Source organism: Marinomonas spartinae (genome assembly GCF_900089775.1).
Taxonomy (GTDB): domain Bacteria; phylum Pseudomonadota; class Gammaproteobacteria; order Pseudomonadales; family Marinomonadaceae; genus Marinomonas; species Marinomonas spartinae.
Genome location: NZ_FLOB01000015.1, coordinates 82,059 through 91,949, shown reverse-complemented (window position 1 = coordinate 91,949; position 9,891 = coordinate 82,059). Strand labels below are relative to the sequence as shown.

Genomic DNA, 9,891 nt, shown 5'->3' with positions numbered 1-9,891 from the left:
TAGTTTTAAAGTATCCATAGTCTCTCTTTTGTTAAATGGCTTGTTTTTTGGTCGAAATAAAATCATTTAATGAGAGAGAGGCATCTATTACAACACCTTGTCAGACACACTTATTGGGACGGTATGAAGATTTTAAATAAGAAGGCCCTGATAGGTTATCCTTTCAGGGCTTTTTCTTGTCTCAAGCTTTTTTAACCCCTCCCCTTAAAAAGGGGAGGGGACAGAAGATTTACTGTTTACTCCTCCCCCTTGCCAAGGGGGAGGTTGGGAGGGGGTCAAGGCGTTGAACCACCTGATCCTACCCGCCTTTTACTCGCCACAGGCGTTCAGAATTGACTCTTGATTCGCCGCAGGCGCTCAGCATCGACGATGGTCGTATGGGGCTCTCTATGACAGACTAGCAGATTTGCCATTGTATTCGCTTGCGCCTGTTTCGCAGGCCCAACGCATCGGCGCAAATCCAATAGCAAGGTGTTGATTGGTCTGAATGTATCTTTTCAAAGATGGTGAGTTAAAAGGGTAGATATGGATAAACCTATCTACCCTTGTGTTGAGCTTTTTAGACAGAGGATTAGAATTTGTATATTACTTTCCCTAAAACGGATGAGCCATTAAAGTTAGAGGCTTTTCCATTGGCATCTAGATAGGGGTTGTTATCGAAGCCCCTTCTAAAGCTATTGTTAGGGGTGACGGCTAAAAGGAGTGTCAAACCTTTGACTTGTTGAGGGGTGTAAATGCTGACAAGTCCCACTTCATATTCATGCAAGCGAGCGCCTTTATAATGAAACCCAAAACCATAACGAGCTAAAAAGCCTGCTTTATAGCTTTCATTAAAGGTATGGAAGTAGATAGCCGCCAGTAGGTTTTCATTGTTGAAGTTAAAATCTTTTGTAAAAGCGTGGGTTAGATTAACGTTATTACCTTTGGTACCGGAGGCAAGGTCATTTTCAAAGCTCCCTAAGCCGTAGGCTCTATTTGCTTTTGTGTAACTGTAGCCTAGAGCAAGGTAATCAGAGGGGTAAAAAAATTCAGCTTTGATTTGCGCTAAATAAGCTTGTTTATCAAACATTTTGTTCCTAGCACTCATATTTTTATAGTTTTCTAGAGCGTTGACATAAAAGAGTTTAGAAGAGAGTCTTTTGTTGGAAAAACGGTAGGCATATTCAAAAATTTGACTGCGTAGATAGTCTTGCCCTTCACCAATGACGTATCGATAAGAGTGGTTATTGTGTTTGTATGTGACGTCTAAGGTATTGATGTAGTCAATATCAATACCTTCTTTGGTTTTAAAATCAGCACGGCTAGAAGCATTTGAATCTGAATATTGAGTTAAATAGCCACCTTTTATTAGCCAATTTTTGGATTTTGTTTCACCTGTTAGACCATAGTAGGCACTTTCGATAACTTCATCTTCTCGGTTCAGTGCCCCAAAATCTCTTAGTACCCGTAGCCCTTCATACAGGTGAGTGTCAAAGCCATTAACCTTAAAGTGTTGTGTCAACACAGCATGAGAGACCTTAGAAAAGCCTTCTGCTACGTATTCTCCATTAGGTTTTATTCTATATTTTAATACTTTTTTATTGTAAAAAGCTGGTCCATACCTGATTGGGCCAACGGCGTAAAGCCCAAAATTAAAGCCAAAGACATTTTCATCTGGTGAGGTAAAGTCGAATGCTGCTGCTTTTACCCAGTTTGTTAGATTTGCTTTGCCTGTTTTATCATAGCGTCCGCTTTTTATTCCTTGATAGACACTTTCGATTGTTACATCATATTTACTTTTGGTGAAAAAATCGCCCAAAGTATTATCTGCATGGGCTAATGGTGAAAGAGCGCATAGTGCTATTATTGTTTTTTTCATTTTATTCTCTCTTATTTTTATTGTTGAGCTTTATATAAAAAATTACTTAATCATTAAAAATGGCGACTGCTCTAATAAACCCCGCTGATGCATGTTTGATTTTGTAAGGGAAGCAAGAGACGAAAAAACCATTTGCAGGAAGGGATTCTAAGTTGGACAGTTTTTCCATTTGGCCGTAGCCGATGTTTCGGCCCGCTTTATGGCCTTCCCAGATAATAGACGCGTCTCCTGATTCAGCGAAGCGTTCTCGGGTGTATTTGAAGGGAGCATCCCAGCTCCAAGCATCGGTTCCGACAATGCGAACGCCGCGCTCTAGCAGATACATGGTGGCGTCTTTTCCAATACCTACACCAGCTTCTAGATACCCTGGCTCGCCATAAATTGCACCTGCGCGGGTGTTCACTAGAACAATATCGAGTGGCTGAAGGTCATGATTGATGCGTTTTAGTTCCGCTTCTATTTCCACTGCACTAATCACATGCCCATCTGGAAAGTCGCGAAAGTCGAGTTTGACGCCTGGCTGCAAACACCAATCCAAGGGCAACTCATCAATGCCATACGCAGGCTTGCCGCCATCGGTGGTAGACGCATAATGCCAAGGTGAGTCCATGTGAGTGCCGTTATGGGCACTGATTTGCATTTTTTCCACCGCCCACGCTTCGTTACCAGGTAGATCTTCTTTTTTTAACCCTGGAAACATGCCTGCCATTTCCGGCCAGCCTTGTTGGTGATCGGTGTACTCAATTTTAGGTAGTAGTGGTGGTGGGTCAGTGTATGGGTTGTTGTCTAAGGTGACGGATAAGTCGACGATACGTCTGTTTTTTGAAGGTTTCATAGTTTCTCCTTAATTCTTAGGGGAGTAGGGTTGCACGAATTGATCGATTCCACCGAACATCGACTGTCCGCTTTCGTCTAATATATCCATTTGGATACGGTCACCGAATTTCATAAATTCTGTCGATGGCACACCTTGATTGGCAATCATTTCAATGGCTCGACGTTCAGAAATACAAGCAGAGCCTGCTTCTCGATCAGCATTGGAGAGAGTGCCAGAGCCAATAATGCTGCCAGCACTGAGCTTGCGAGTTTTCGCTGCATGGGAAACTAGCTGGTGAAAACCGAAACTCATTTCGCGACCATTTGGGTGCCCGAACCACTGGTTATTCCATGTAACTTGTAGCGGTAAATGAATGCGTCCATCCTGCCAAGCATCACCCAGCTCATCTGGGGTAATGGCGATGGGGGCAAAGCTGGTAGATGGTTTGGCTTGAATGAAGCCGAAGCCTGTTTTCATCTCTTTAGGTGCAAAGGCACGCAGGCTGATATCGTTTAGCTGTACGATTAACTTAATGTGTCCTAGGCTCTCTTGCTTGCCGCATCCCATGGGCACGTCATCGACGATGACTGCCACTTCGCCTTCGAAATCAATGCCGTGATCTTCACTGATGGCAATGATTGGATCATAACCGCCCAAAAAATCATCCCCAGCGCCTTGATACATAAGTGGTGTCTTGTCGGCGCCAACAATAGGATCGAGATGAAAGGCTTTTTGCATCAGATCAGAGTGGTTTAGAAAGGCAGAACCATCTAGCCATTGATAGGTTTTTGGCAAAGGAGCGGTGGTTTGTTGTGGGTGGAAGGGGAAAGCATTGTGATCTTCCCCCTTATTTAACAACTCGTAGCGTGCTTGCAATGAGGTTTCGAGCTGCTGCCAATGGTTAATGGCATATTGTAGGGTTGGTGCAATGTCAGTGACTAACGATGCTTGGCTCATGTCTTTAGAAACCAGTATCAGTAGGCCATCTGAATGAGAGGATTGTAGACTCGCTAATTTCATACCTTTGTCCTTTTATTCTTATTGTTGTTGCTTGCTAGGCGATGGTGTCTTGTTCTAGGTAGAGGTTGTTGTCGATTAACTGAAAATTGACTTTGACCAATCTTTTACCTAAGCAAGGCCCATATATGCAGAGCCCTGTGGTGGGCTCAAACCGTGCACCATGGGCATAACAAATAATGTTTTTCTTATCTTTTGAGAGGAACCGATTTTTCTTATATTCCAAGCTCACAGGTTCGTGAGGACATTGGTTTTTATAGAGATATACCTGTTCCTCTTTATAAACGGCAAAGAGCGTATCTGACCCTGTGCTAAACGGGTCAACCCCCATGGTTGTTTTGTCTTTTAGTTCGTCTAACGGACATAAATAGAGGAGTGTTGCCATGATCTCTCTCGTTACGTTTATGAACATTGTTGGCGATCAGTGTTTTTCTGGTGGTGCTCCACCTGGTGCCCATTTGTCTTTTGCTGAGAACAAAAAAAGCTGCGAGGTATCGGCAGACATTGGCGCTTGTCGAACGGCCCATGTGTCATCGTGTTTGTCCATATCTGCATCGTATTCAATATGGCAACCCAGTGGGCTGTTGAAATACCAAAACCAATTAGAGCCAAATAGATGACGCCCTGGCCCCCAAAAGCTTTGGTAACCTTTTTCTTTGAATCGTGTCCCTGCGACTAACACTTCAGTGCCACTGCCCATGTGGAAGGTGAAATGCTCACAGCCTTTGACGAAAGGAGGGGTTTGAATCATGAACAAACAGTGATGATCGTCTGAGCCTGCTGGTCGCATAAATGGTCCTACACCTTGGAATTTATCGGTCGTTCTAAAGCCCAAACGTTGATAAAAGGCCTCGGCTTTGTCGGCATCATTAACGAAGTACACCACATGGGAGAGAGTACGAGGCTTGGCCGACATTTCAGGGTCAACCGCGACCTTATTCACTGGTCGTTGGGCGGGGTGGCCTGGTGCGTTGGTTAAATCATTCGGTGCCTCAATCGGGCGTCGTTCGGTGATTTTAAAGGCAAGGGCAAATTTTTCATCGTCAATAGAATGCAATACACCGTGCTCATCAACCGAGACTTGGCGATCTTTCTCAAGTTCTTGGCGAATCTCATCTAAGTCACTTTGCTTTTCGACAGCGTAAATAGTTTCGATCAGGCTTGGGGAGGGCAAACCATTCCTCGGCGCAGTAGGGTGATGTCCAAGGCAAATTTCTATGGCTGTGCCATCAAGTGCTTCGTAGCGGCTGATAGGCGCCGAAGTATTCACGCAGTTCAAGCCATAGTCGGTTAAAAACTCATGGCAAGCCTCTATGTCATCTACTTGAAAAACTAAGGTTTCAAGGCCAATTATGTTCATGTAATGCTCCTTGTGTATGACTTAAATGGCCTGTGCCATTGCTTGGAAAGAGGTTTTCATTAATTGACCATGCTCTTGCTTATCACCGTGTTGAATTTCGATTTCGGACAAGCGAGCTGAGTTTTTCACCACAAGTTCACAGCGTTTAAAGCGTCTTTCGTGAAAGGCATCTAGTGCGGCTTGAAGTGTGCTTTGACGGTGTAATTCGTCCGCCAGAACTATGCCGCTTTCTATACCGATACAAGCACCGGATGCTAGATGGGGCGTCGTTGCAGCGACGGAATCGCCAATCAACACGATGCGACCTTTATTCCAAGGTGCAGGCATTAATAGATTGAACAAAGGGCGATAGTCGATATTTGCTCCCTCTTCGAAAAGGTGGGGAATAAGTGCCTGTAAAGCTGGGTCTGGAAATGGTTTGATGAGATCCGCCATGATATTTGTCCATAGGATTGGATCGATGTGATCTTTCGTAGGACGACTTTCAGTAATGAACATATACATATTGGCATCAGAACAAGGATTCACTCCAATTTTGACGTCATCCGAAAGCCATATTCTGGTGCTGTTGATTTCGCTTGGCCTTGGAATAACGGCGCGCCATACACCTTGTCCAACGTATTCTGGAGTCGGAGCATTAGGGAAGAATTGGCCTCTTAGCTTAGAGTGCAGCCCTTCGGCACCAATCACTAAGTCATAATCTTTTTTCGTGCCATCTAAAAAGGTGACATGAACCTGATGTTCGTCTTGTTCGATGGTCTCAAAGCTGTTGCCTAAGAACACATTGGTCCCCAGCTCGAGCACTTTATTGGAAAGGATCTTGCCAAGTTTAGGACGCAAAATTGCACCTTCGCCCGTTACCTCCGAGCCTTCTACGCCGCCGCCAGAAATATGAGCAATTAGGGCGCCATGTGGTGCTAATAAGTCAGCTCCGGTAGAGTGATGACCTTCTTTTTCAAATTCCTCATACACACCAAGTTTCTCTAATGCTCGTAGAGTGGCCGCACCTAAGGAAATGCCAGCACCTTCTGGGCGCCATGAGGTGTCCAGTTCAACCAGATCCGCTTCGATATCGTGTTTGCGTAATTCAATGGCGGTTGCCATTCCTGAGAAACCACCACCAACGATAAGTACTTTATTGACTGCAGACATCGTTAACCTCTTATTTTTATTCTATAAATTGTTAATTTTATTTTTTTAAGCTTTGGTCCGGCCGCCTAAGTTCTCTGCGACCCAGTCAGCAATGTAGGTTCCGGCATTGGCTGAATTGTCAAAGCTAGAATGTTGCACACCGCCTTCACGCTCCGTGAAAATTTTTAATTCGCGTTTTGGAGAATTCACCAGCTGTTCATAGGTACGTTCAGCCCAGTGCAAGGGAATTTGTGAATCTTTGCTGCCATGGGTAACCAAGAAAGGAACCTTGATTTTTTCAACCACACCATCCAAATGAACGTTTTCCGCAATCTTGAAGAATTCATCGCGATCCTTCGCGCCCCACACCCATTGCACGTGCTCCCAGTAATGAGGGACAGGAAAACTGCCTTCTTTTTCTAGGCGCTTTTTCTGAACATCGCGCCAGTCATGGTTTGCGCCCCAGACCACACCACAGGCAAAGCGAGGTTCAAATGCCACAGCGCGTGGGCAGTAGTAGCCGCCAAGAGACACACCTTCACAGCCAATACGTGTTGGATCGATATCGTCCCGAGTTTCTAGGTAATCCACCACTTTTGATGCCCACACTTCTGCGTTGTATACCGCGTGAAAACCTTGTAAACGAATGGCTTCACCCGTGCCTGGCTGGTCAACAATCAAAGACGCGATACCGCGTTGTGCTAACCATTTAGGAAGACCGACGCGGTATTTCATTTCTTTGGTGGAATCCAAGCCATTGACTTGAACAAGTACAGGCATTGGGCCTGTCGCATTGTCGGCAGGAACAAATAGGGCTGAAAGATGTTTGCCTTCATAGGGAATTTCTACTCGCTGACATGCCTCTCCAGAAAGTTGAAGACCACGATGAAAGGTGGTTTGAAAACGATCGTACAGGGCCGCACGACCATCAGAATGAATCCCTTGCAAGCGCTCTGCTGTAAGATAGTAAATGGCGGCGCGGTTATATTTATCGCCAGCGGAATACAAGCGTCCTAAGGCTTCATCTTCTTCGGCTAAGCCACATAGTTTATTTGCCATTTTTGACCAGCTTTCCCGGAAGGCGATAGAGGCAGCGGCATCGGGTTTGTCAGCAAATTCTTTAAGAGGACCACACATTTCTTGGACTTCACCAATTTTTGCTCCCATTTCTAGGGCAAGATTAATGGACAAATCCCAAACGTAATTGGTCGGAAAAAAGCGAAACATACGAACTCCTAATTATTTTTATAGTGAGCATGGTGTTATTGGGCCAGGACGCTGCGGCTTTCGTCCGCCACTTCCTTGCTATGATGGGGATCATGGTATTGAAAAAAAAATAAAACTATAAATGGATTCTATTTCTATAATGTATTGATGGCATCGATACAACATGAGTAAAATTGACTTCTAGGTTGATGTATTTGAGTCGCTAAGATCACTCATCACGATAAAAACAAAACAATAAGAAGAAGTAACATGCATTTTCGTAAATTAGATTTGAATTTATTGGTTGCTTTAGATGCCTTGATTCGCCTGCAAAGTGTGAGTTTAGCTGCGGAAGAATTGCACTTGAGTCAATCTGCGATGAGTCATTCTTTATCGCGCCTTAGAGCTTATTTCAATGATGATATTCTGATGAAAGTAGGGCGTAATATGATGCTTACGGCCTTGGCTGAGCAGTTAGAGCATCCTATCCGGGATATACTGATTAGAATCGATGCCTCAATCATGATGAAGCCTGGGTTTGATCCAGCCCTCTCTGATCGTGAGTTTCGCATCTGTGTATCGGATTATATTTTAAACACCTTGATACCCTATGTGCTTGAAGTGGCGAGTGAGCAGGGCAGTAAGGTAAAAATGAATTTTTTGCCTCAGGTTAGCGACCCTAAAAAAGAATTAGACAGAGGCAGTGCGGATTTACTGATTGTACCCGATGTTTTTTGTTCCGAGGATCAGCCCAGCGAAACACTGCTAACGGATGAATTTGCTTGTATTGTGTGGAATCAAAACCCACTTGCCCAACAAGGGCTGACACGGGAAAGCTTTTTGGTCTCTAGTCATGTTTGCATGCAACCTCCTCATTCAGACCTTTCTTTTGAAGGCTATTGCTTTGAAAAAATGGGCATAAAGCGACAAGTTGAAGTACTGACTTATAGTTTTTCCAGTATCCCTAATTTAATTGAGGGAACCAACCGAATAGCCACAGTGCAGAAAAAGCTCATTAAAAAAGCCATTTCACAAGGCGCAGAGTTGACCAGTTTAGCGGCACCAGTCGAATTGCCCGCATTGCAAGAGAGTATGCAGTGGAGTAGATACCAAAATACTGATTTAGGCATGATTTGGTTACGCGAACTCATGAGAGAAGCCGCTAGAAGGCTTTAATCTAGCGGTTCACTTTTTGATGGTTCGTGATGACGTTATTAATATATTTGGATATTTTTTATATTTAAAAAACTTATCAATATATTTAAAAAATAAAATTAATTTAATTATTTTAATCGGGCACACTGAAAAAAGCAGTAAGGAATAGCGAGGTTTGCAAGCGCTCTTTTGGCTGAGTATGTGTCTGTTTTTTTATACTTAGCAGCGATTGAGCGTAAACTCACTTACTGAATTTTTATCAGGGCATTTGTATAAGGATAAAAAATAAAATGCAGACAATAAAAGGACCGGCCATTTTTTTGGCCCAGTTTGTGGGCGATGAAGCCCCTTTCAATAACTTTGATGCCATTTGTGGTTGGGTGGCATCATTGGGTTACAAAGCGGTACAAGTGCCAACGTGGGATAAACGTTTGATGGATTTGGAGCGTGCCGCAAGCAGCCAAGAATATTGTGACGAGCTAATTGCGACGGCAGCACAACATGGCGTGGTGATCTCTGAATTATCCACCCATTTGCAAGGCCAATTGGTAGCGGTACACCCAGCGTACGATGAAGCATTTGATGGCTTTGCCGACCCCAGTGTGAGAGGCAACTCTGATGCTCGGCAAGCATGGGCGGTTGAGCAACTCAAAATGGCTGCCAAGGCCTCCAAGCGTCTTGGTTTGACGGCTCATGCAACCTTTTCCGGTGCATTGGCATGGCCTTACTTTTACCCTTGGCCACAGCGTCCTGCGGGGTTAGTCGAAGAGGCATTTGCCGAGCTGGGTCGACGCTGGACACCGATTCTTGATGCGTTTGATGAGGCCGGCGTGGATTTGTGTTATGAGATTCATCCAGGTGAAGATCTCCATGATGGCGTGACATTTGAGCGTTTTCTCGATGAGGTCGATCATCATCCACGAGCTAATATCCTCTATGATCCAAGCCATTTTGTGTTACAGCATTTGGACTATTTGGCCTTTATTGATCATTACCACGACCGCATCAAGATGTTCCATGTAAAAGATGCAGAATTGAATCTTAGTGGTAAATGTGGTGTCTACGGTGGTTTTCAAAATTGGGTCGACCGTCCAGGGCGTTTTCGTTCCATTGGCGATGGCCAGGTGGATTTCAAAGGCATTTTCTCTAAACTCTCCGCTTATGATTTTGCGGGTTGGGCGGTATTGGAATGGGAATGTTGTTTGAAACACCCTGAAGATGGTGCTCGCGAAGGTGCGCAGCATATTCAAAATTTTATTATCCGCGTGACCGATAAAGCATTTGATGATTTTGCGGATAGCGGTGTGGATGCGAAAGCGAATCGTCGTATGTTGGGATTGGAGTAAT

The 9,891-nt window shown here is 44.4% G+C and carries 9 protein-coding genes; 2 read left to right on the top strand and 7 right to left on the bottom strand.

The annotated features are described in order from the left end of the window. Positions 1-571: 571 nt before the first annotated feature. The 7 genes from MSP8886_RS19550 to MSP8886_RS19520 are packed head-to-tail and all read right to left on the bottom strand — an operon-like array spanning position 572 to position 7,410. Complete coding sequence (locus MSP8886_RS19550; protein ID WP_067019960.1) at positions 572-1,858, bottom strand: hypothetical protein; 1,287 nt, start codon at positions 1,856-1,858, stop codon at positions 572-574. 46 nt (positions 1,859-1,904) lie between these two features. Beyond that, positions 1,905-2,693: a cyclase family protein gene (locus MSP8886_RS19545; RefSeq protein WP_067019957.1), complete on the bottom strand. Its 789-nt coding sequence runs from the start codon at positions 2,691-2,693 to the stop codon at positions 1,905-1,907. A gap of 9 nt (positions 2,694-2,702) precedes the next feature. Beyond that, positions 2,703-3,695 (bottom strand): fumarylacetoacetate hydrolase family protein, encoded by a 993-nt coding sequence (locus MSP8886_RS19540; protein ID WP_067019954.1) that lies wholly within the window; start codon positions 3,693-3,695, stop codon positions 2,703-2,705. A gap of 34 nt (positions 3,696-3,729) precedes the next feature. After that, on the bottom strand, positions 3,730-4,077 hold the full coding sequence (locus MSP8886_RS19535) for a Rieske (2Fe-2S) protein (protein ID WP_067019951.1): 348 nt from the start codon (positions 4,075-4,077) through the stop codon (positions 3,730-3,732). A gap of 36 nt (positions 4,078-4,113) precedes the next feature. After that, on the bottom strand, positions 4,114-5,052 hold the full coding sequence (locus MSP8886_RS19530; RefSeq protein WP_067019948.1) for a VOC family protein: 939 nt from the start codon (positions 5,050-5,052) through the stop codon (positions 4,114-4,116). A gap of 21 nt (positions 5,053-5,073) precedes the next feature. Next, on the bottom strand, positions 5,074-6,204 hold the full coding sequence (locus MSP8886_RS19525) for an FAD-dependent oxidoreductase (RefSeq protein WP_067019945.1): 1,131 nt from the start codon (positions 6,202-6,204) through the stop codon (positions 5,074-5,076). A 45-nt stretch (positions 6,205-6,249) separates the two neighbouring features. Then, positions 6,250-7,410, bottom strand: coding sequence for an alpha/beta hydrolase family protein (locus MSP8886_RS19520; protein ID WP_067019941.1), 1,161 nt, complete (start codon positions 7,408-7,410; stop codon positions 6,250-6,252). A gap of 249 nt (positions 7,411-7,659) precedes the next feature. Here MSP8886_RS19520 and MSP8886_RS19515 point away from each other — a divergent pair, with 249 nt between their 5' ends. Next, positions 7,660-8,565 carry a LysR family transcriptional regulator gene (locus MSP8886_RS19515; RefSeq protein WP_067019938.1) on the top strand — a complete coding sequence of 302 codons (906 nt, stop codon included), beginning with the start codon at positions 7,660-7,662 and terminating at the stop codon, positions 8,563-8,565. Positions 8,566-8,834: 269 nt separating this feature from the next. Further along, entirely contained in the window at positions 8,835-9,890 is a 1,056-nt protein-coding gene (locus MSP8886_RS19510) for a sugar phosphate isomerase/epimerase family protein (protein ID WP_067019935.1), read from the top strand. The last annotated feature ends 1 nt before the right edge of the window (position 9,891 follow it).

Excerpts from the sequence above, each read along its gene's own strand:
- MSP8886_RS19530 (WP_067019948.1), bottom strand. The coding sequence starts at position 5,052 with ATGAACATAATTGGCCTTGAAACCTTAGTTTTTCAAGTAGATGACATA.
- MSP8886_RS19510 (WP_067019935.1), top strand. The coding sequence starts at position 8,835 with ATGCAGACAATAAAAGGACCGGCCATTTTTTTGGCCCAGTTTGTGGGC.
- MSP8886_RS19515 (WP_067019938.1), top strand. The coding sequence starts at position 7,660 with ATGCATTTTCGTAAATTAGATTTGAATTTATTGGTTGCTTTAGATGCC.
- MSP8886_RS19535 (WP_067019951.1), bottom strand. The coding sequence starts at position 4,077 with ATGGCAACACTCCTCTATTTATGTCCGTTAGACGAACTAAAAGACAAA.
- MSP8886_RS19525 (WP_067019945.1), bottom strand. The coding sequence starts at position 6,204 with ATGTCTGCAGTCAATAAAGTACTTATCGTTGGTGGTGGTTTCTCAGGA.
- MSP8886_RS19550 (WP_067019960.1), bottom strand. The coding sequence starts at position 1,858 with ATGAAAAAAACAATAATAGCACTATGCGCTCTTTCACCATTAGCCCAT.
- MSP8886_RS19520 (WP_067019941.1), bottom strand. The coding sequence starts at position 7,410 with ATGTTTCGCTTTTTTCCGACCAATTACGTTTGGGATTTGTCCATTAAT.
- MSP8886_RS19545 (WP_067019957.1), bottom strand. The coding sequence starts at position 2,693 with ATGAAACCTTCAAAAAACAGACGTATCGTCGACTTATCCGTCACCTTA.
- MSP8886_RS19540 (WP_067019954.1), bottom strand. The coding sequence starts at position 3,695 with ATGAAATTAGCGAGTCTACAATCCTCTCATTCAGATGGCCTACTGATA.